Origin of the sequence: Actinoplanes lobatus (assembly GCF_014205215.1) — a bacterium.
In the GTDB taxonomy this organism is placed as follows: Bacteria; Actinomycetota; Actinomycetes; order Mycobacteriales; family Micromonosporaceae; genus Actinoplanes; species Actinoplanes lobatus.
Genome location: NZ_JACHNC010000001.1, coordinates 3832482 through 3851849, shown reverse-complemented (window position 1 = coordinate 3851849; position 19368 = coordinate 3832482). Strand labels below are relative to the sequence as shown.

At 70.9% G+C, this 19368-nt stretch carries 21 protein-coding genes; 14 read left to right on the top strand and 7 right to left on the bottom strand.

The genetic code is table 11. The features are described from left to right. Positions 1 to 99: 99 nt before the first annotated feature. The 7 genes from BJ964_RS18125 to BJ964_RS18095 all read left to right on the top strand — a co-directional run bounded on the left by BJ964_RS18125 (position 100) and on the right by BJ964_RS18095 (position 5945). Positions 100 to 906: an SDR family NAD(P)-dependent oxidoreductase gene (locus tag BJ964_RS18125; protein ID WP_188121761.1), complete on the top strand. Its 807-nt coding sequence runs from the start codon at positions 100 to 102 to the stop codon at positions 904 to 906. Positions 907 to 936: 30 nt separating this feature from the next. After that, a complete protein-coding gene (locus BJ964_RS18120; protein ID WP_188121760.1) occupies positions 937 to 1410 on the top strand; it encodes a YbaK/EbsC family protein in 474 nt (157 codons plus the stop codon). A gap of 99 nt (positions 1411 to 1509) precedes the next feature. Further along, the gene (locus BJ964_RS18115; protein ID WP_229807331.1) at positions 1510 to 2127 is read left to right on the top strand and encodes a monooxygenase; all 618 of its coding nucleotides are present in this window, start codon (positions 1510 to 1512) and stop codon (positions 2125 to 2127) included. After that, positions 2124 to 2681: a GNAT family N-acetyltransferase gene (locus BJ964_RS18110; RefSeq protein WP_188121758.1), complete on the top strand. Its 558-nt coding sequence runs from the start codon at positions 2124 to 2126 to the stop codon at positions 2679 to 2681. The genes BJ964_RS18115 and BJ964_RS18110 overlap by 4 nt, the downstream gene beginning before the upstream one ends. 3 nt (positions 2682 to 2684) lie before the next feature. Beyond that, on the top strand, positions 2685 to 3410 hold the full coding sequence (locus BJ964_RS18105) for a carotenoid biosynthesis protein (protein WP_188121757.1): 726 nt from the start codon (positions 2685 to 2687) through the stop codon (positions 3408 to 3410). Then, positions 3407 to 4489, top strand: a complete 1083-nt coding sequence (locus BJ964_RS18100; protein WP_188121756.1) for a glycosyltransferase — start codon at positions 3407 to 3409, stop codon at positions 4487 to 4489. The genes BJ964_RS18105 and BJ964_RS18100 overlap by 4 nt, the downstream gene beginning before the upstream one ends. A 19-nt stretch (positions 4490 to 4508) precedes the next feature. Beyond that, positions 4509 to 5945, top strand: coding sequence for a phytoene desaturase family protein (locus BJ964_RS18095; protein ID WP_188121755.1), 1437 nt, complete (start codon positions 4509 to 4511; stop codon positions 5943 to 5945). A gap of 6 nt (positions 5946 to 5951) precedes the next feature. Here the strand turns inward: BJ964_RS18095 and BJ964_RS18090 are convergent, their stop codons facing one another. The 3 genes from BJ964_RS18090 to BJ964_RS18080 form a co-directional block, all read right to left on the bottom strand. Next, a complete protein-coding gene (locus BJ964_RS18090) occupies positions 5952 to 7670 on the bottom strand; it encodes a substrate-binding domain-containing protein (protein ID WP_188121754.1) in 1719 nt (572 codons plus the stop codon). Between the two features lie 95 nt (positions 7671 to 7765). Beyond that, positions 7766 to 8521: a class I SAM-dependent methyltransferase gene (locus tag BJ964_RS18085; RefSeq protein ID WP_188121753.1), complete on the bottom strand. Its 756-nt coding sequence runs from the start codon at positions 8519 to 8521 to the stop codon at positions 7766 to 7768. Between the two features lie 53 nt (positions 8522 to 8574). Continuing rightward, entirely contained in the window at positions 8575 to 9498 is a 924-nt protein-coding gene (locus BJ964_RS18080; protein WP_188127015.1) for a LysR family transcriptional regulator, read from the bottom strand. Between the two features lie 167 nt (positions 9499 to 9665). Between BJ964_RS18080 and BJ964_RS18075 the strand changes: the two genes are divergently transcribed. From BJ964_RS18075 to BJ964_RS18060, 4 genes are all read left to right on the top strand, one after another. Continuing rightward, a complete protein-coding gene (locus BJ964_RS18075; protein WP_268248042.1) occupies positions 9666 to 10313 on the top strand; it encodes a succinate dehydrogenase cytochrome b subunit in 648 nt (215 codons plus the stop codon). 2 nt (positions 10314 to 10315) lie between these two features. Next, on the top strand, positions 10316 to 12265 hold the full coding sequence (locus BJ964_RS18070) for a fumarate reductase/succinate dehydrogenase flavoprotein subunit (protein ID WP_188121751.1): 1950 nt from the start codon (positions 10316 to 10318) through the stop codon (positions 12263 to 12265). Next, complete coding sequence (locus BJ964_RS18065; protein ID WP_188121750.1) at positions 12265 to 13008, top strand: succinate dehydrogenase/fumarate reductase iron-sulfur subunit; 744 nt, start codon at positions 12265 to 12267, stop codon at positions 13006 to 13008. Before BJ964_RS18070 ends, BJ964_RS18065 begins: the two co-directional genes overlap by 1 nt. Positions 13009 to 13243: 235 nt before the next feature. Beyond that, positions 13244 to 13816, top strand: a complete 573-nt coding sequence (locus tag BJ964_RS18060) for a cadmium resistance transporter (protein WP_188121749.1) — start codon at positions 13244 to 13246, stop codon at positions 13814 to 13816. Here the strand turns inward: BJ964_RS18060 and BJ964_RS18055 are convergent. Then, positions 13807 to 14211, bottom strand: a complete 405-nt coding sequence (locus BJ964_RS18055; RefSeq protein ID WP_188121748.1) for a nuclear transport factor 2 family protein — start codon at positions 14209 to 14211, stop codon at positions 13807 to 13809. The genes BJ964_RS18060 and BJ964_RS18055 overlap by 10 nt on opposite strands. A gap of 67 nt (positions 14212 to 14278) precedes the next feature. Here BJ964_RS18055 and BJ964_RS18050 point away from each other — a divergent pair, with 67 nt between their 5' ends. Next, positions 14279 to 14848 (top strand): TetR/AcrR family transcriptional regulator, encoded by a 570-nt coding sequence (locus BJ964_RS18050; protein WP_229807325.1) that lies wholly within the window; start codon positions 14279 to 14281, stop codon positions 14846 to 14848. Between the two features lie 118 nt (positions 14849 to 14966). Here BJ964_RS18050 and BJ964_RS18045 read toward each other — a convergent pair whose 3' ends face one another. Beyond that, positions 14967 to 15569: a TetR/AcrR family transcriptional regulator gene (locus tag BJ964_RS18045; protein ID WP_223149574.1), complete on the bottom strand. Its 603-nt coding sequence runs from the start codon at positions 15567 to 15569 to the stop codon at positions 14967 to 14969. Between the two features lie 46 nt (positions 15570 to 15615). Between BJ964_RS18045 and BJ964_RS18040 the strand changes: the two genes are divergently transcribed. Continuing rightward, the gene (locus BJ964_RS18040) at positions 15616 to 17010 is read left to right on the top strand and encodes an FAD-dependent monooxygenase (RefSeq protein WP_188121747.1); all 1395 of its coding nucleotides are present in this window, start codon (positions 15616 to 15618) and stop codon (positions 17008 to 17010) included. Positions 17011 to 17097: 87 nt separating this feature from the next. Here BJ964_RS18040 and BJ964_RS18035 read toward each other — a convergent pair whose 3' ends face one another. Both BJ964_RS18035 and BJ964_RS18030 read right to left on the bottom strand, forming a co-directional pair. After that, positions 17098 to 17598: a hypothetical protein gene (locus BJ964_RS18035; protein WP_188121746.1), complete on the bottom strand. Its 501-nt coding sequence runs from the start codon at positions 17596 to 17598 to the stop codon at positions 17098 to 17100. Between the two features lie 7 nt (positions 17599 to 17605). Next, complete coding sequence (locus BJ964_RS18030; RefSeq protein ID WP_188127012.1) at positions 17606 to 18307, bottom strand: TetR/AcrR family transcriptional regulator; 702 nt, start codon at positions 18305 to 18307, stop codon at positions 17606 to 17608. An 86-nt stretch (positions 18308 to 18393) separates the two neighbouring features. Here BJ964_RS18030 and BJ964_RS18025 point away from each other — a divergent pair, with 86 nt between their 5' ends. Then, positions 18394 to 19128 carry a DUF2306 domain-containing protein gene (locus tag BJ964_RS18025; RefSeq protein WP_188121745.1) on the top strand — a complete coding sequence of 245 codons (735 nt, stop codon included), beginning with the start codon at positions 18394 to 18396 and terminating at the stop codon, positions 19126 to 19128. Positions 19129 to 19368 lie beyond the last annotated feature (240 nt).

Genomic DNA, 19368 nt, shown 5'->3' with positions numbered 1-19368 from the left:
AGACTAACACCCCCCTCCGACAAAAAGGCAACCTTCACGGCGCCGTGCCACCGGCTTTTTCGAACGGATGATCGACGGCTTCGTGACTACCATGGCGGCATGGCGACGATCGTGGTGACCGGGGCGAGTTCCGGCGTGGGCCTGGCCGCAGCGGAGCAGTTCGCCGCCCGCGGCGACGAGGTGGTGCTGGTCGGCCGCGATCCCGGCCGGCTGGCCACCGCCGTCGAGAGGGTGACGGCGGCAGGAGGGCGGGAGCCGGCCGCCTTCCGGGCCGACTTCGAGAGCCTCGCCGAGGTGCGCGCCCTGGCCGATCAGCTGCGCGCGGCCTGTCCACGGATCGACGTGCTGGCGAACAATGCGGGCGGCATGGTCGGGGAGTTCCGCCGCACCGGCGACGGCCTCGAGGCCACCATCCAGGGCAATCACCTGGCGCCGTTCCTGCTCACCGGCCTGCTGCGGGAGCAGTTGCAGGGCGGCCGGGTGGTGAACACCGCGTCCCGGGCACACATGCAGGGCAGCCCCGATCCGGAGCGGCTGGCCGGCGATCCGGCGCGGTACAGCTCGTGGCAGGCCTACGGGGCGAGCAAGGCGGCCAACATCCTGTTCACCGCCGAGGCGGCCCGCCGCTGGCCGGAGGTGTTCAGCGTGTCCTTCCATCCGGGTGTGGTGCGCACCAACTTCGGCACCGGCCGGGTCACCCGGCTCTTCTACCGTTACGCGCCCTTCCTGGTCACCCCGGAGAAGGCCGGTGAGCTGCTGGTCTGGCTGGCCACCACGCCCGAGGCGGAGCTGGTGGACGGCGGCTACTACGTGGGCCGCACCGTCACCCGGCCGGCCGCGCACGCCGGCGACAGCGCCCTGGCCGCGCGATTGTGGGAGGCCAGCGCCAAGGCTGTCGGTCACTGACCGAAGCGGACAGTCGGGCAGGATGAGGGGATGCACAATCATCCCAACGTCATCGCGGTCCGGGAGGCGCTGAGGGAAGCCGGCGCCGACGTGGCCGACATCGTCATCCTCGACGAGGCGGTGCACACCGCTGCGGCGGCCGCCGCAGCGCTGGACGTGACGGTCGGCCAGATCGCCAACTCGCTGATCTTCGACGCCGACGGCGAGCCGCTGCTGGTCCTGACCTCGGGCGCGCACCGGGTGGACACCGCCAAGGTGGCCGCCTCGATCGGCGTGGCGAAACTGCGCCGCGCCACACCCGAGTTCGTCCGGGAGCACACCGGCCAGGCGATCGGCGGGGTCGCCCCGCTCGGCCATCCGAAGCCGGTGCGCACCCTGGTCGACGTCGATCTGGAGAGCTGTCCGGTGATCTGGGCGGCCGGCGGCGTACCCCGGTCGGTCTTTCCGATCACCTATCCGGAGCTGGTCCGCGTGACGGCCGGAAGCCCGGCCGAGGTCGCGTAGCCGGAAGCCCCGCGGAGGCCGCGGTACCGTGGCGCGGTGACCGATGATCTGGTCAGCCTGCACGTCTGGCGGGTCCCGCGGCAGGCCGTCGGCTCCGCCATGCTGCGCATGGCCTTCGCCCGCCGCCATCTCTCCGGGGTCCGGTTCGGCAGATTCCTGGGTACGGGCACCGGCTCCACCTTCGGCCCCGGCGACACCGACCTGACCCGCTGGGCGGCGATCACCGTGAGCGACCGCCCGGTGCGGTTCCCCACGTGGGAGCGGATCGCCGTGAAGCAGGCGCGTGTCGATCTGGAACCGCTGGTCAGCAGGGGCGCCTGGGGTGGCAGGAGCCCGTTCACGCCGTCCGGGAAAAGACCGGACGGGATGGTGCTGGCGCTGACCCGGGCCCGGTTGCGGCCGTCCCGGGCGCTGCGGTTCTGGCGGGCGGTGCCGGCGGTGGCCCGGGAACTGTCGGCCGCGCCGGGGCTGCTGGCCCGCTTCGGGGTGGGTGAGGCGCCGATCGGCTGGCAGGGCACGGTCAGCGTGTGGCGCGGCGCGGCGGATCTCACCGCGTTCGCGTACCGTCAGCCAGAACACCGCGCGGTGATCGCCCGCACCCCCGCCGACCGCTGGTACGCGGAGGAGCTCTTCGCCCGTTTCGCGGTGCTGGACATCAGCGGCGACCGGACCGTCCTGGGATGGACCGCTGACGAGAAGGAGCGGACGACGCGATGAGGCTCGTTGCTTGGCAGCCGGATGACCTGCTGCGCCGGCTCGACGACGTGGTGGCGGTCTACGGCGAGGCGATGGGCTACCGCAAGGAGCTGTTGCAGACCCGCCGCGGCTACATCGGCTCGCACGCGCGGCGGCCCGGCTTCCGGGCGGTGGCCACGCTGACCGCGGAGGGCCGGGTCGCCGGCTTCGGGTACGGCTACACCTCCGCTCCCGGCCAGTGGTGGCACGACCAGGTCCGGTCCGCGCTCGACGAGCAGGCCCGGCACCGGTGGCTGGCCGACTGTTTCGAGGTGGTCGAGTTGCACGTCCGCCCGGCGGCGCAGGGTCACGGGATCGGCGCCCGGCAGTTGCGTGCCCTGCTGGCGATGGCCGAGGGAAAAACGGTGCTGCTGTCCACTCCGGAGGCCGACGAGCAGACGTCCCGGGCCTGGCGGCTGTACCGGCGGTTCGGGTTCAGCGACGTGCTGCGCGACTTCCTGTTCCCGGGGGACGAGCGGGCGTTCGCGATCCTCGGGCGGGAGATCCCGATCGTCGAGCGGCAGGCCGGCGGTTGAGCGGTGTGGTTCCTGCTCGGCGGGCTGGTGCTGGCCCAGGTCTGGTATCCGCTCACCACCGGTGACACCCGTGCCGGGCTGACCGTGGCCACCGTGCTGATCGGGGTGCTGCTGTCGGTGACGCACGCGCTGCTCAGCCGTGGGGTGCGGGCCGCGGCCGCGCTGATCGGCACGGCGATGCTGGGTGGTTTCGCGGTCGAGGCGATCGGGGTGGCGACCGGTTTCCCGTTCGGTTCCTACGACTATTCCGGTCAGCTCGGGCCGAAACTGCTGGGCGTACCCCTGATCATCCCGCTGGCCTGGACCTGGATGGCCTGGCCGGCGTGGCTCGCGGCGCTGCGCGTGGCCAAGGGCCGCGCGGCCCGGATCGCGGTCGCGGCCGTCGGTCTGGCGGCCTGGGATCTGTTCCTCGATCCGCAGATGGTCGCCGAGGGTTACTGGCGCTGGCACGATCCGGCTCCGGCGCTGCCCGGTGTGCCCGGCGTGCCGATCGGCAATCACCTGGGCTGGCTCGGGTTCGCGCTGCTGCTGATGACGGCTCTGTCGTTCGCGGCCGGGCCTGCCGTCGCCACGCCCGGTGACGGCCCGATGCTGGCGCTCTGGTTGTGGACCTACTTCTCGTCGGTTCTCGCGCACGCCGTCTTCCTGGGCCTGCCCGCGTCCGCCGCGTGGGGTGGCGTGCTGATGGGCGCCGTCGTCCTGCCGCTGCTGCCCCGGCTGCGCGCATGATCGTCTGGCTCACCTTGGCGCCGTTGCTGCTGCTCACCGCGCACACCGCGGTCAACGCGCTGCTGCTGCGCCGCCCGCGCCGGGACGCGGTCACCGGCGAGCGGGTCGCCGTTCTGCTGCCGCTGCGCGACGAGGCCGGGCGGGTCGCCCCCTGTCTGGGGTCGCTGCTGGCCCAGCGCGGCGTCCCGGACCTGACCGTTCACGTCCTCGACGACGCCTCCTCCGACGGCACCGCCGACGTGGTCCGGAGGATCGCCGCCGGGGACGAGCGGGTGCGCCTGCTCACCGGGGCCGCCCCGCCCGCGGGCTGGCTCGGCAAGCCGAACGCCTGCCGGCAACTGGCCGACAGCGCCGCCGACGCGGACGTGCTGGTCTTCGTCGACGCGGACGTGGTCCTGGAACCGGACGCGATCGCCGGGGCGGCCGGGCTTCTGCGGCGTGCCGGGGTGACGCTGCTCTCGCCGTACCCCAAGATCGTCGGCGCCGGGCGGCTGGTGCAACCGCTGTTGCAATGGTCCTGGCTGACGTTTCTGCCGCTGCGCGGCATGGAGCGCTCGCCGCGGCCGTCGCTGGCCGCCGCGGGCGGGCAGTGGCTGGTCCTGGATCGCGCCGGCTATCAGCGGGCCGGTGGTCACGCCGCGGTTCGCGACGACGTGCTCGAGGACATCGGCCTGGCCCGCGCGGTGAAACGCTCCGGCGGCCGGATCGCGCTCGCCGACGGCTCCCGCCTGGCCACCTGTCACATGTACGGCTCCTGGCGGGAACTCACCGACGGTTACGGCAAATCGCTGTGGGCGTCGTTCGGCTCCGCGTTCGGCGCGTCCGCCGTCGTGGTCCTTCTCCTTCTTCTGTACGCCGTACCGATGCTGTTCCTGATGAGTCCCTGGTGGGACGTCGCTCTGGCCGCCTGCCTGCTCGGGGTGACCGGCCGGGTGATCAGCGCGGTGGCGACCGGTGGCCGGGCCGTCCCGGACGCGTTCGCGCACCCGCTCTCGATCGTGCTGTTCGGCTGGCTGGTCGCGCGCTCGTTCCACCGGCGACGCCGCAACCTGCTCACCTGGCGTGGCCGGGCTCTGTGACCGTGCGGGAGGCGATGCGGTGAGTGAGATCGTGGTGATCGGCGCCGGGGTCGGCGGGCTGGCCGTGGCGTTGCGGCTGGCCGCCGCCGGGCATCGGGTGACCGTGCACGAGCGGGCGGCGCGGCCGGGCGGGAAGCTGGGTGTCCACGAGCGGGACGGCTACCGTTTCGACACCGGCCCGAGCCTGCTCACGCTGCCGGAGGTGTTCGCCGACCTGGGTCTGGGCCTGCGGCCGCAACCACTGGATCCGGTGGTGCGGCACGTCTTCCCGGACGGTGTGACGCTCGACTCGTCCTCCGATCACGGTGTCTTCCTGGAGCGGATCGGCGCGGCGCTGGGCCCGGAGGCGGCCGCGGACTGGGACCGGTTCTGGCGGCGGGCCGCGCGGATCTGGCACGCCTCGTGGGAGTCGGTGCTGCAACGTCCGGTGAGTGCCGCGTCGCTGGCGCGGCTCTCCTGGCGGGTGGGTGATCTCGCGGCGATCGCGCCGTGGTCGTCGCTGCGGGCGCTGGGCCGGCGCTACCTGCGGGATCCGCGGTTGCGCATGCTGCTGGACCGGTATGCCACCTATACCGGGACGGATCCGCGCCGCGCGCCCGCGGCGCTCGCCGCGATCCCCTACGCCGAACTCACGCACGGTGGGTGGTATCTGCCGGGCGGTCTGGTCACGCTCGGTGACTCGCTGCACGCCCGGTGCGCCGATCATGGGGTACGGGTGAAGCTGCGCTCCGAAGTGACGGCGATCGAGGCGGACCACCGGGTGCGCGGGGTGCGCCTGGCGTCGGGCGAGTTCCAGCCCGCCGACGTAGTGGTCTCCAACGTGGACGCGGTCACCCTGTACCGGGATCTGCTGCCCGCGCCGAAGCCGTTGCGCGGGCTGGCCGACCGGAGCCTGGCCGGGTTCGTGCTGCTGCTCGGCGTGCGCGGGGAGACTCCGGAGCTGGCGCATCACACGGTGTTCTTCCCGGCCGACTACGACGCGGAGTTCGACGCCGTCTTCGGGGCGCCGGGGCGGCGGGCGCGGCCGGTGGACGATCCGGCGGTGTTCATCACCCGGGCCGACGATCCGCTGGTTCGGCCGGACGGCCGGGAGGCGTGGTTCGTGCTGGTCAACGCGGCACGGCAGGGCACCGGATGGTCCGCTGTGGACTGGCGGCGGCCGGGGCTGGCCGGGGCGTACGCGGATCACGTGCTGGCGGTGCTCGCCCGGCGCGGGCTGGACGTGCGGGAGCGGCTGGAGTTCGCCGAGACGCGTACGCCGGCCGACCTGGCCGAGGCGACCGGGTCGCCGGGCGGGGCCATCTACGGAACCGCGGGTGGGCTGCTGCGGCCCGGCAACCGGGGGCCGGTGGACGGGTTGTTCCTGGTCGGCGGGTCGGTGCATCCGGGCGGCGGGCTGCCGATGGTCACCCTGTCCGCCCGGATCGTCGCCGATCAGATCGGTCCGGCCTTTTAGTTGCCTTCAGTTGGCGGCTCGCGCCGCGAGGAAGGCCTTGGCCATGGCGGAGGCCAGGTCGGCCGGATTCTTGGCGGCGATCGCCTGGCCGCCGGTGGCCTTGGCCATGCTCTGCAACGCGGGCATGTTCGCGTCCGGGCCGTAACCGACCGCGATCACCGGGACGGGCCGGGCCGGATCCTGGCCGGCCGCGAGCCGCTTCTGGAACTCCTGCTGGGACATGGCGAACCTGGTCCCGCCGTCGGCGCCGTCGGTGAGCACCACCACGACCGAGGGCCGGCCGGACTTGACCTCTTTACGCATCGCGTCGACACCGTCGAGGACGCTCTGGTAGAGCGGCGTGCCGGCGTTCGACTGCGGCCGGTAAGTCTTGATCTTCTCGGTCAGGGCGTCCCGCCGCTTCTTGCCCCCGTCGTCGCCGTTGATCGGCCCGAACGACACCTCCTCGGTGTGCGCGGTACTGCTCGCGGCGCCGGCCCCGAAATACCACATACCGATGGTGGTGTCCCGGTTGAACAGCTGGGCCGCGCTCGCACCGGACTCGCGGAGCAGGGACGCCTTGGTGGCCGGACCGCCGCCGATCTTCTCGTTCATCGAACCGGAGGCGTCGATCAGGAGCAGCACCTGGAAGGCGAGGCTCTGGAATCCGGCCCACTGCCGGGCCGGGTCGAGCAGGGCCTTGCCGGTGCCGGGCAGGCGGGCGCCGCCGGCCGTCGGCTCGGTACGGAAACCGGCCTCGGTGAGCGCCTGCTTGGTGATCGCGGCGCGCAGCCGGTCGGCCAGGCCGGTCTTGGCGCCCTTGCGGATCGCGTACGGGTAGTCGGCCTCGACCATCCCGTCGGAGGGCGCCGCACCGGTGAGCGCCACCTGGTGCCCACCCTTCTGGTAGGCGAGGAGCTGCTGCTCGATCAGCGGGAAGACGCCGATGTCGTAGACCGCGGAGGTGGTGTCGGACTGCGCGGCCATCCGGGCGAGCAGGCGGCCCGGGTCGGCGGTGGCGTCGGTCAGGCGGCTGCGCAGGGTGAGCGCCCGGAGCTGGGCGATGCCGGGGTCCTTGGCGGCCAGGGCGGTGGCCGCGTGCACGCCGTGCACGCTGAGCAGGCCGGTGGTGGTCGTCAGCGGATCGGACATGGTGGCCACCGGGATCCGCTCGCCGGCGACCCCCTCGATCAGCTCGTTCCAGGTGGTCTTGCCGTCCTTGATGTACAGACTGCCGATCGCCTCGGGCGCGGTCAGCATGATCGGCGAGTACGCCAGGGTGGCCCCGGAGGTGCGGAAGGCGAGCTTGTTCTCCTCGGCGATGCGCAGCCAGGCGCTGCTGGACGGCACCCAGACGTCCGGCTGGTCCACCTCGGCGAGGGTGACGCCGGACTCCTCGGCCCGGACCAGGATCGGCGCGCAGCGCTGCCCGGGCGGGTTGAGGGTGACGGCGGCGGCCCTGATCACCGGCTCGATCTCGGGCGCCGCGGCCACGGTCAGCTCCGGGTCGGGGCAGGGCGCGACGCTGGGCTGGGTCGACGACGGCAGCGGGGCGGCGCTGGGCTGCGTGGCCGGCTGGGCGGAGCCGTTGCGCATGAGCTGCCATGCGACCCCGCCGGCGACCAGCAGGACCACGATCACCAGGGCGGCGGAGAGCAACATGCGGCTGCGAGCCTGCGGGGGTTCGTCGCCCCAGTCACCGTGGTTCGGTGGAGGCAACTCCCTTGGCCACTCGTTGTCGGACATGTCACCCAACCCCGTCGTAATGGTCGGTACCGATGCGTGCCGGATAGTAGTCCGGGATTCATGTCCCGCAATGGTTCAGCGGGTAAAGCGGCACATCACGGCAGCATTCGAGGCTCGGCGATCGCGATCACTATCAGTTCACCGTCCCCGCTGAGCCCGGGTGGCTCACGGCCCCACCCGCCGTAGATCTGATCCACCCGGAAGCCGGCCGCCCGCAGCGAGTCGCGCAGCTGTATCTCGTCACGGAAGCGATGGGCGGCCGAACTGGTCAGCTCCAGCCCGTCGTCGAACCGGTAGTGATGGACGACCGACACCACGTCCTTCTCGGTCGAGGTGACCTCGCTCCACGCCTCCACCACCGAGCCGTCGGCCAGCACGATGTCCCGCCGGGTGTCGTCCGGCGCCCACTCCCGCCACGGCAGGCCGGCCGGGTCACGGCTGTCCAGGACGAGCCGCCCGTCGGTGACCAGGGCACCGCGCAACCGGTGCAGCGCCCCGGACCAGTCCTCGTCGGTGACGATGTGCTCGGCGACGTGACCGGTCATGAAGGCGGCGTCGAACGGCCGGTCCGGAAGGTCCTCGAAGGACCCTTGGAGCCAGCGGACCCCGGCCGCGCCCTCTTTTCGCTGGGCCACGTCCAGCGCGGCCCCGGCCGGGTCGACGGCGGTCACCTCATGGCCGGCGCCGGCCATCGCGATGGCCAGCCGCCCGGTGCCGCAGCCCATGTCGAGGACCCGGGGTGCGGTGCGCTCAGCGAGCACCCGCATGAAGAAGTCGTCCTCCCAGCCCCACAGCCGCTCGGTGTCGGAGACCTCGACCAGTCTGGGATGCCGGTACTCGCCATGCCACACACTCGGATGCTAAACGCGGGGTTCCCACTTGACTACCCGAAGTGGACGCTGGATCACAGAGCGCGTACCCCGAACGGGAGTTCGCCGGCCGCGATGTGCTCGATGACCGCCTCCCGCAGGGCGGCCGCCGCGTGCGGCAGGATGGCGGCCCGGCGCTGGGCGAGTGCGATGGTCCGCCGCATGCCGGGCGGGGCCAGGGGCGTGGCGCGCAGCAGCGGCCGGTTGACGAGCACCATGCTCGGCACCAGGGCCACCCCGAGGCCGGCCTCGACGAAGGCCAGAACGGCGTCCATCTCGCCGCCCTCCACCGCGAACTTGGGGGTGAACCCGGCCCGCTCGCAGGCTTGCAGGGTCACGTCACGGATGTCGTACCCGTCGCGGAACATCACCATCGGGGTGTGCCGCAGCTCGGCGAGGTCCAGCTGCCGGGCCACGGTGGGTGACGGCCCGGAGGCGACCGAGGCCACCACGAGGCTCTCCCGGAGCAGCTCGACGGTCTCCAGGACCGGGTCGGCGCCCTGCTCGGGCAGCACGACGAGGGCCAGGTCGAGGGTGTGGGCGAGCAGGTCGGCGATCAGGTCCTGGGAGCTGCCCTCGGTCACGTGCAGCCGGATGCCGGGGTGCTCGGCGCGGTAGCCGCGCAGCACGGCCGGGAGCAGGGAGGAACAGAGACTGGGGGTGGCGCCGAGCCGGACCTCGCCACGGCGCAGGCCGACGATGTCGGCGACCGCGTCCCGGGCCGCGTCGGCGTCCGCGATCATGCGCTGAGCCAGCGGGAGCAGCGTCTCCCCGGCCACGGTGAGGGTGACTCCGCCGCGGATCCGCTCGAACAGGGGGGCTCCGAGTGACATTTCCAGGGTGTGAATCTGCTTACTCAAAGTAGGTTGGGAGACGCCGAGTTCGTCCGCCGCTTGGGTGAAATGTCTAAACTCTGCCACCGCTACGAAGTACCTGAGTTGTTGCAGCTGCACGGTAATAGCCTATATCTATGGTAGGCCGACCCGGCATGCATTAGACGAATCGTTCAGGACTTCCTACCTTCCAACTCGTGGCGGTAGACACTCCTATTCCGAAGACGACGACCAACGCGGCGGGTGCGACGGCACGCCCCACGCCGCCGAAGTCGGTCCGGCCCTCGTCGGTCATCCTCAAAATGATCATGGCGGTCAGCGGCGCGCTGCTGGTGCTGTTCCTCTTCGCGCACGCGGCGGGCAACCTCAAGATCTTCGTGGGCGCGACGGCCTTCGACCACTACGCGGAGTGGCTGCGGGAGCTGGGCACACCCCTGCTGCCGCACGGCTGGTTCCTCTGGCTCCAGCGGACCGGCCTGCTGGTCGGCATCGGCCTGCACATCTGGGCGGCCACGGCGCTGACCATCCGCGCCAAGAAGGCCCGGCCGGTCAAGTACGCGCACCGGCCCAAGATCCAGGGCAGCTACGCCGCGCGCACCATGCGCTGGGGCGGCGTGATCATCGTGCTGTTCGTGATCTACCACATCCTCGACCTGACGACCGGCACGTTCAACCCGGCCGGCGGCGACACGGACCCGTCCGCCCGCGTGATCGAGGGCTTCGCCCCGGACCGCTGGTACGTGACCCTCTTCTACACCCTCGCGGTGGTGTCCGTCGGCTTCCACCTGCGGCACGGCATCTGGAGCGCGTTCCGCACGCTGGGCCAGCAGACCACCAAGGGTGAGCGCCGGGCCAAGGCCGTCGCGCTGGTCCTCTCGGTGGTGCTCGTCGCGATGTACCTGTCGGTGCCCTTCGCGGTCCTGACCGGATTGGTGGGTTGATCATGGTTGCTAACGAATTCTGGACCGAGGGCGAACCGGTCGTCGACAAGGCCGCCCCGGACGGGCCGGTCGAGACCCGCTGGGAGCGCCACAAGTTCTCCGCCAAGCTGGTCAACCCGGCGAACCGCCGCAAGCTGACGGTCATCGTGGTCGGCACCGGCCTGGCCGGCGGCTCGGCCGCGGCGACCCTGGCCGAGGCCGGCTACCGGGTCAAGTCGTACTGCTACCAGGACAGCCCCCGCCGCGCGCACTCGATCGCCGCGCAGGGTGGCATCAACGCCGCGAAGAACTACCGCAACGACGGCGACTCCGTCTACCGCCTCTTCTACGACACGGTCAAGGGCGGCGACTTCCGGGCCCGCGAGTCGAACGTCTACCGGCTCGCCCAGGTGTCGGTGAACATCATCGACCAGTGCGTGGCCCAGGGCGTCCCGTTCGCCCGCGAGTACGGCGGCCTGCTCGACAACCGCTCCTTCGGTGGCACCCAGGTGTCCCGGACCTTCTACGCCCGGGGCCAGACGGGTCAGCAGCTGCTGCTCGGCGCCTACCAGGCGATGGAGCGGCAGATCGGCCTCGGCAACATCGAGATGAACGCCCGGCACGAGATGCTCGAGCTGATCATCGTCGACGGCAAGGCCCGCGGCATCGTCGTGCGGGACATGGTCACCGGCGAGATCACCACCGAGTTCGCGGACGCCGTGGTGCTCGCCTCCGGTGGCTACGGCAACGTCTTCTTCCTCTCCACCAACGCCAAGGGCTGCAACGTCACGGCGTCGTGGCGGGCCCACCGCAAGGGCGCGCTCTTCGCGAACCCCTGCTACACGCAGATCCACCCGACCTGCATCCCGGAGTCCGGCTCGCACCAGTCGAAGCTGACCCTGATGTCGGAGTCGCTGCGTAACGACGGCCGGGTCTGGGTGCCGAAGCGGGCCGAGGACTGCCAGAAGCCCGCCGGGGAGATCGCCGAGGAGGACCGCGACTACTACCTGGAGCGGATCTACCCGTCGTTCGGCAACCTGGTGCCGCGGGACATCGCGTCACGTGCCGCCAAGAACGTCTGCGACGAGGGCCGCGGTGTCGGCCCCGGTGGTCTCGGCGTCTACCTGGACTTCGCCGACGCGATCAAGCGGCTGGGCCGCAAGGCCGTCGAGGCGAAGTACGGCAACCTCTTCGAGATGTACGACCGGATCACGGGCGAGGACCCGTACGAGACGCCGATGCGCATCTACCCCGCCGTGCACTACACGATGGGTGGCCTGTGGGTCGACTACGACCTCCAGTCGACCGTCCCCGGCCTGTTCGTGGTGGGCGAGGCGAACTTCTCCGACCACGGCGCCAACCGGCTCGGCGCGTCCGCGCTGATGCAGGGCCTGGCCGACGGCTACTTCGTGCTGCCGAACACGATCAGCAACTACCTCGCCGCCGGGCCCTTCGAGAAGGTGTCGGAAACCGACGCCCCCGTGGTCGAGGCGCGCAAGCAGGTCGAGGACCGGATCGCCAAGTTCCTGTCGATCGACGGCGACCGGACCGTGGACTCGTTCCACCGCGAGCTCGGCCAGATCATGTGGGAGTACTGCGGCATGGAGCGGACCGAGGAGGGCCTGACCAAGGCCATCGGTCTGATCCGGGCGCTCAAGGAGGAGTTCTGGACCCGGGTGAAGGTGCCGGGCAAGGGCGAGGAACTCAACCAGAACCTGGAGAAGGCCGGCCGGGTGGCCGACTTCCTCGAGCTCGGCGAGCTCATGTGCATCGACGCGCTGCACCGCCGCGAGTCCTGCGGTGGTCACTTCCGGGCCGAGAGCCAGACCTCGGACGGTGAGGCGCTGCGCCACGACGACGAGTTCGGCTACGCCGCGGCGTGGGAGTACTTCGGCGCCGACGGCAAGCCGACCCTGCACAAGGAAGACCTCAACTTCGAGTACGTCCACCCGAGCACGCGGAGCTACAAGTAATGGACATCAAGGTCAGGGTGTGGCGTCAATCCGGTCCCACGGCCGGCGGGAAGATGGTCGCCTACGACGTCAAGGGCATCTCCGCCGACGCGTCGTTCCTCGAGATGATCGACGTCCTCAACGAGACGCTGATCCTCAACGGTGACGACCCGATCGCGTTCGACCACGACTGCCGCGAGGGCATCTGTGGCGCGTGCAGCATGGTCATCAACGGTGTGGCGCACGGCCCGGAGAAGGCCACCACCACCTGCCAGCTGCACATGCGGAAGTTCAAGGACGGCGACGTGATCGACGTCGAGCCGTGGCGTGCCGCCGCCTTCCCGGTGATCAAGGACCTGGTCGTCGACCGGAGCGCCTTCGACAAGATCATTCAGGCCGGTGGCTACATCACCGCCCCGACCGGCACCGCGCCGGACGCCCACGCCGCCCCGGTGCCGAAGAAGGACGCGGACGCCGCGTTCGAGGCGGCCACCTGCATCGGCTGCGGCGCCTGCGTGGCGGCCTGCCCGAACGGTTCGTCGATGCTCTTCACCGCGGCGAAGATCGCCCACCTCGGTCTGATGCCGCAGGGCCAGCCCGAGCGGGACAGCCGCGTCATCGACATGCTCCAGGCACAGGACGACGCCGGTTTCGGCGGCTGCACCAACGCCGGCGAGTGCACCACGGTCTGCCCGAAGGGCATCCCGCTGAGCCTCATCGGCCGCCTCAACAGCGACTACCGCAAGGCGATCAGCAAGAGCTGATCCCCCGCTCCAGGTATCGGGCACAACGGCGTGCCCGATACCCGGCTTCTTCGGATGCCCGGCACAGCGTCGTGCCGGGCATCCGTTTCTTCTGCCCACCGCCCCTCCTGAACTGTTCTGCGGCTCCCGCGCCCTCTCGCGCTGCCTCCCGCGCCCTCTCGCGGCTTTCCTGCCCGCGTTCCGACGGCCTCCCGGGCCCTCTCGGCCCTTCCGGGGCGCGTCCTAAGATCCCGGCGTGGGTTCGGTATCAGCCGCCGTGGGCGTCTTCGTAGGCACGAACGTCGACGACCTCATCGTTCTGACCGTTCTCTTTCTCTCCGCCCGGGCCTCCGGGAAGCCCCGGCCCTGGCAGATCTGGGCGGGCCAATACCTCGGCATCGCCACCCTGGTGGGCGTCTCACTGCTCGCCGCGCTCGGCCTGACCCTCATCCCGGACCGCTGGGTCGGCCTCCTCGGCCTCCTGCCCATCGCCCTCGGCGTCAAGGGCCTCATCGGCGCCGTCCGCGACGGCTCCGGCGGCGAGCCGCCGATCGTCGCCGCCGGCCCGCTGCCCATCGCCGGCATCACGATCGCCAACGGCGCCGACAACATCGCCGTCTACACACCCCTATTCCGTACGGCCGACGCGACCGAGATCGTCGTCTACCTCGTGGTCTTCGCCATCCTCGTGGCGGTGTGGTGCCTGGCCGGATCCCTGCTCGGCTCGCACCGCCAGGTGATCGCGGTGGTCGAGCGCTGGGGCCACTGGCTCGTGCCGCTGGTCTTCATCGCCATCGGGTCACTGATCCTGCTTGAGGCCTATGCCTGACCGAGGGCCTGGGCGATGGCCATGGTGTGCTGGTACTCCCGCCAGTGGGCGAGTTTGCCGCCTCTGGCCCGGAGCACCCCGATGAAGGGCGCCGACGCGGTCACCCCGGTCTCGGTGTGAGTGCCGACCAACTCGTACTCCACGACGATCACCTCTGGGTCGGCGGTCTGGTGGATCACCACGTCACGGCAGTCGTCGAAGCGCACCGGGAACGACGCCCGGCCCGCCCGCGTGAAATCCAGCACCCGCTGCTTGCCCTCGGTCCGCACAGGCCGGCCCGGAGCGGCGAACGGCACCTCGACCACCACGTCGTCGGCGAGCAGGTCGGGATCGTAGGTCGGCTGGTCGGCGAGCCAGCGGGAACGCATGCTGTCGAAGATCTCGGTCGGTGTCACAGCGATCCTCCCGATAAGATGAGTATGCACTCGACTTGGGTACGAGAATAATGAGTGGAGACTCATTTTGGAAGAGGTTTCTTCGCGGCAGACCGAGGGCCCTCCGCTGCGCGCCGACGCCCAGCGCAACCGGATCCGCATCCTGGTCGCCGCCGACGAGGTGTTCACCGAGAACGGACCGGGCGCCTCGACCGAGGAGGTGGCCCGGCGCGCGGGCGTCGCGATCGGCACGGTGTTCCGGCACTTCCCCACCAAGGGCGACCTGCTCGGCGCAATCATGAAGCGGCTGCTGGTCGAGCTGATCGAGTCGGCCGGCCAGCGCGGCGGCGGGGAAGGGCTGTTCGAGTTCTTCACCGAACTGACCGCCCAGGCGTCCTACAAGCGCACGGTCGTCGGACTGCTGGAGAGCGGCGGGACAGCCGTCCGCCTGCCCGAGGCGGTCGGCCATCTCACCGAGGCCGTCGGCGGACTGCTGAGCGAGGCGCAGGCCGCCGGGACGGTGTCACCCGACGTGGCCCTGCCCGAGGTGATGGCGCTGCTGGTCAGCGTCACGCACGGAGCGGTGCACGGGGGCTGGGACGCGGAGTTGCGGGAGCGGACCCTGGCGGTGGTGTTCGCGGGCCTCCGACCACGCTGAGCCAGCGATCGCACGCGGCGTCCAGGGGCGCGACCGTGTGAAACCGGCGCGGCAGACCGCCTCTTGCGCGGCCACGGGGCGCGCGGAGCGTACCGGAAGGGAAGCCGGACCGCGGTGATCAGCTTGCGCCACCGCCGAGGCCGGCGTGCAGGAAGGAGGTCAGCGTCTCGATCGCCTCGTCGTCGGAGACCCCGGGAGCCCGGCCGTGGCCGCCGAGGTAGGTGGCGGCGAAACCGGACAGCGTCGTGGTGAAGAGCGACGCCGCCACCAGCGGATCACCGGGCAGGTCGAGGCCACGCATGTGGTCGGCGATGTGACGCAGATCCGGTTCGAGCAGTTCCTGGCTGCGGCGGGCGAAGCCCTCGTCGACGATGGCCGCCTGCTGTAGCGCGACCATGAGCGGGCGATGGCGGCGGTGGAAGTGCCAGTAGGCCGAGACGTGCCAGCGGACCGCCGCGCGATCCCGGAAGTCGTCGAGATGGCCCTCCAGCTCGGCACTCTCGTCGCCCTCGGCGAGCAGGTCGGCGAGCAGCGCCTCGAGCAGCGCCTCCTTGCTCGCGAAATGCTTGTAGAAGGAGCCGGTGGCCCGGCCCGCCTCGGTCGTGATGTCGGTGATCTTGGCGTTCAGATAGCCGACCCGCTCGAAGACCCGGATCGCGGCCGCCTTGAGCTCCGCCTCGGTCTGCGCCGCCTGCCGCTTGCGCATCCCCAATGCCACCATCCGAACCTCCTTGACCGGGAGATTAGCAGTGCCCTATGGTGAATTCATGTTCACTGAATCTAGATTCACCATGATCGTGGGCGCCGGGCCGACCGGGCTCACCCTCGCGCGTCAGCTCGCCCGGCATGGCGTGCCCTACCGGATCGTGGAGCGGTCGGAGCGGCCCTTCGACGGGTCCCGCGGCAAGGGGCTGCAGCCACGCACGCTGGAGGTTCTCGACGATCTCGGGCTGATCGACCGGTTCCTGGCCGCCGGCGCCGACTATCCGTCGCTGCGCGCCCACGTGCCCGGCGGGCATCACGATTTCCGGCTCGACGAGTGGCACGAGCCGACCCCCTCCGTGCCCTGGCCAAATCTGTGGATGGTCCCGCAATGGCGCACGTCCGAGCTGCTCGCCGAGGGGATCCCGGTCGAGTTCGGGGTGGGTGTCACCGAGTTGGAGCAGGAGGAGGGCGGGGTGCGGGTCACGCTCAGCACCGGCGAGGTGGTGCAGGCGCGCTATGTGGTCGGTGCCGACGGCGGGCGGAGCACGGTGCGGCGGGCGCTCGGCGTCGAGTTCGAGGGCGAGACCCACGAGGAGGAGCGACTGATGATCGCCGACGTCCGGTTGACCGGCCTCGACCGCGATCACTGGCATGTCTGGCCGGGCTCCGAGCGCGGGTCGTTCCGGCTCGGGTTGTGCCCGCTGCCGGGTGGCGACTGGTTCCAGCTCACGGCTCCGCCCACCGACCTCTCCCCCGGGCAGCTGGTCTCATCAGTCGACCCGTCGATCACGGTCACCGAGGTGGGCTGGCGGTCCGAGTTCCGGGCCAACATCCGGATGGCGTCCCGGTTCCGGGTGGGTGACGTGTTCCTGGCCGGCGATGCCGCTCATGTGCATTCACCGGCCGGCGGGCAGGGGCTGAACACCGGAATTCAGGATGCGTACAACCTGGGTTGGAAGATCGCGACGGGTGACGAGCGGGTGCTCGACACCTACGAAGAGGAGCGCCTGCCGGTCGCGGCCGACGTCCTCGGCATCAGCACCCGGCTGCACCGCGGCCACGTCGACGGCTCGGCGGATGCGATGCGCCGTGACGACCCGGTGCTGCGGCAGCTCTCGCTCAACTACCGGGGCGGCACGCTGGCGGCCGAGCACCGGTCCGAGCCGGGCGCGGTGCGAGCCGGCGACCGCGCGCCGGACTCTCCTCTCGCCGAGGGCCACGTCTTCGATCTGCTGCGCGGCCCGCATGCCACGCTCCTGGCCTTCGATTGGGCCGGGCCGCTGCCGGAGCTCACGGTCCCGATCCATCACCTTCAAGACCCCGAGGGGTACGCGGCACGCGCTTACGACATTAACGGGCCGACACTGGTGCTGGTCCGGCCGGACAACTACGTCGGCTGCGTAACCCGGGACCCAGCCGACGTGGCCGCCTACCTCAAGCTGATCGCGATCCCCTGAACCCGGGACACCCAACCGACCTGACCGCCCACCTCAAACTGATCGCAATCCCCTGAACCTGAAACCCGGCCGACGCGACCGCCCGCCTCAAGCTGATCGCGGTCCTCTGATCGCGGCCGCTCGGAGACGGTCGACCGCCGCACGCAGTGGGGCGGGGAATTCGGGGACGCTGGGATCCGCCAGATCCTTCAGGACGGCGGCGACCAGGTCGTAAAGGGCGCCGGGAGGCGCGTCGGGGGCTGCGACCAGGGTTTCGCGGACCAGCGCGGCACGCGGGAAGCGGGCGTCCCAGCGGCGGTCGGCGCCGATTCTCCGGTGCAGTTCTATGGCACGTCTGCGCAGCTCCGGGGCGGCGTGGCCGTAGCCCTGATCCAGCTCGGCACGCTGCGGGCGGGAGGCACGCTCTGCGGCCTGCGCCAAGCGGTGCCTGCGTTGCTCCGCGGCTTGACGGCTGGTCAGGCCGAGCGCCTCGGCGATCTCCGGCCAGGTGGCGCCGTCACGCCGGGCACGGTCGATCAGCTCCAACTCGTCCGCGTCGAGATTCGCGCGCCGGGCCGGGATCTGGCGCAACCGTTCCAGATTTGCCATTCCGCCATCAGTTCTTTGCTGACACGAGGAGTTCGATGCCGTCGAAGAGACGAGACAGACCGGTCTCGAAGGTGACGTCCTCGACTTCCGGAGCGAACAGGCCATCGGCGATCGCGACGGCCAGCGCCGGAAACCGGTCAGCGGTCACCAGACTGCCGATCAGAGCGCCGTAGGCGTCGTCGGCCATATCCGCCTCACCGCCGAGAAGGACCGCAAAGATCTGCGCCTCGCCGCGCACGTAGTAGAGCGTCGCCATGACCGCCTGAAAGCGCTCGCGGCTGGTGAGCGGGGTGCCGTCGAAGACTGACAGGCCACGGTCCAGCCAAGCGATCTGACCGGGTTCGAGCGGTGGACGGCCGGCCGAGGCCTGGAGGATCCACGGATGGCGGTAATAGACCGCCTGCAACGCCCGGGCCCACGTCCCGAGACCGGCGCGCCATCCGGGCGGCAGCATCGGCGGCTCGCCCGGTGCGGCGTCCTGCATGAAGACGAGGAGTTCGTCCTTGCTGGCCACGTGCCGGTAGAGGGACATCGGCGCGCTGCCGAGACGCTCGGCGAGACGGGCCATGGAGAGGGCCGCGAGGCCGTCGCGGTCAGCGATCTCGATCGCGGTGGCGACGATCCGGTCCAGGGTCAGCGCCGGCTGCGGGCCGCGGTTGCGGCGCTCTTCCAGACCCCAGAGGACCTTGAGCGTACGGGGAATCTCCATCGGCACGGGCTCATCCTAGGCACTTCCCGGTTTATTGCGTATGGCATACGCTCGATGCGTACCTCATACGCAGTTAGGAGCGTGACGTGACTCGATGGTGGCAGCGCCCGTGGATCGTTCCGTTCGCGGCGATCGTGGTGATCTTCGTGGCCTTCTCGATCCCGCCGTATCTCAGCTTCGACCCGGCGCGATCCCGCGTTCCGCAGCCACCGGAGCTCGGTGTCGCGCACTTCTGGCTGCTCGTGCCGCATGTGCTGTTCGGCAGCGTGGCTCTGGTCAGTTCGGTCTTCCAGATCTGGCCATGGTTCCGCCGCCGGCATCCGGTCGCGCACCGGCGGCTCGGCCGGGTCTACGTGTTCGGCGGCGTCCTGCCCGCCGGCGTCGCGGCCCTCACGATCGGTTCGCTCAGCCCGTTCGGGCCGGCCACCCGGGCCAGCAACATGCTGCTCGCGGCGGTCTGGCTCTACGTGACCGTGAAAGGCTGGCGGGCCGCCCGCCACCACCGGTTCGGCGAGCACCGCCGGTGGATGATCCGCAGCTTCGCGCTCACCGCCTCGATCATCACCAACCGCATCTGGGGCGCGATCTTCGTGATAGCCCTGATGCCCCAACTGGAGACGACCTTCCACGGCGACGAAGGACTCCTGGCATGGGTGGCCTCAGCCGCCACGGCCTGGCTCGGGTGGACCATCCCGCTGCTCATCGCCGAATGGTGGCTGGAGCGCGATCGTTCCCACCGCGGGGCGGGAGCCCGCCGCGGGGCGGGAGCCCGCCGGATCACCGAGCCGGCCGAGCCCCGGGATCAGGTCACCACCTCATGACCTGGACTCCGAGCCGCACACACCGCACCCACGCGGGCGCAACAAACGCGGACGTGGCCAGCAGCGCCACCAGCAGGCACACACCACACCCACGCGGGCGCAGCAAAATCGCGGACGTGGCCAGCAGCGCCACCAGCAGGCACGCACCACACCCACGTGCCAACGGAGGGGTGGGAGGGGTGGGCGGCCGGCGGGTCCCCGTGTAAACCCGCCGGCCGCCGCTTGAGGGGAAGGTCTGGC

Excerpts from the sequence above, each read along its gene's own strand:
- BJ964_RS18125 (WP_188121761.1), top strand. The coding sequence starts at position 100 with ATGGCGACGATCGTGGTGACCGGGGCGAGTTCCGGCGTGGGCCTGGCC.
- BJ964_RS18120 (WP_188121760.1), top strand. The coding sequence starts at position 937 with ATGCACAATCATCCCAACGTCATCGCGGTCCGGGAGGCGCTGAGGGAA.
- BJ964_RS18115 (WP_229807331.1), top strand. The coding sequence starts at position 1,510 with ATGCTGCGCATGGCCTTCGCCCGCCGCCATCTCTCCGGGGTCCGGTTC.
- BJ964_RS18110 (WP_188121758.1), top strand. The coding sequence starts at position 2,124 with ATGAGGCTCGTTGCTTGGCAGCCGGATGACCTGCTGCGCCGGCTCGAC.
- BJ964_RS18100 (WP_188121756.1), top strand. The coding sequence starts at position 3,407 with ATGATCGTCTGGCTCACCTTGGCGCCGTTGCTGCTGCTCACCGCGCAC.
- BJ964_RS18090 (WP_188121754.1), bottom strand. The coding sequence starts at position 7,670 with ATGTCCGACAACGAGTGGCCAAGGGAGTTGCCTCCACCGAACCACGGT.
- BJ964_RS18070 (WP_188121751.1), top strand. The coding sequence starts at position 10,316 with ATGGTTGCTAACGAATTCTGGACCGAGGGCGAACCGGTCGTCGACAAG.
- BJ964_RS18065 (WP_188121750.1), top strand. The coding sequence starts at position 12,265 with ATGGACATCAAGGTCAGGGTGTGGCGTCAATCCGGTCCCACGGCCGGC.
- BJ964_RS18045 (WP_223149574.1), bottom strand. The coding sequence starts at position 15,569 with ATGGTGGCATTGGGGATGCGCAAGCGGCAGGCGGCGCAGACCGAGGCG.
- BJ964_RS18040 (WP_188121747.1), top strand. The coding sequence starts at position 15,616 with ATGTTCACTGAATCTAGATTCACCATGATCGTGGGCGCCGGGCCGACC.
- BJ964_RS18035 (WP_188121746.1), bottom strand. The coding sequence starts at position 17,598 with ATGGCAAATCTGGAACGGTTGCGCCAGATCCCGGCCCGGCGCGCGAAT.
- BJ964_RS18030 (WP_188127012.1), bottom strand. The coding sequence starts at position 18,307 with ATGGAGATTCCCCGTACGCTCAAGGTCCTCTGGGGTCTGGAAGAGCGC.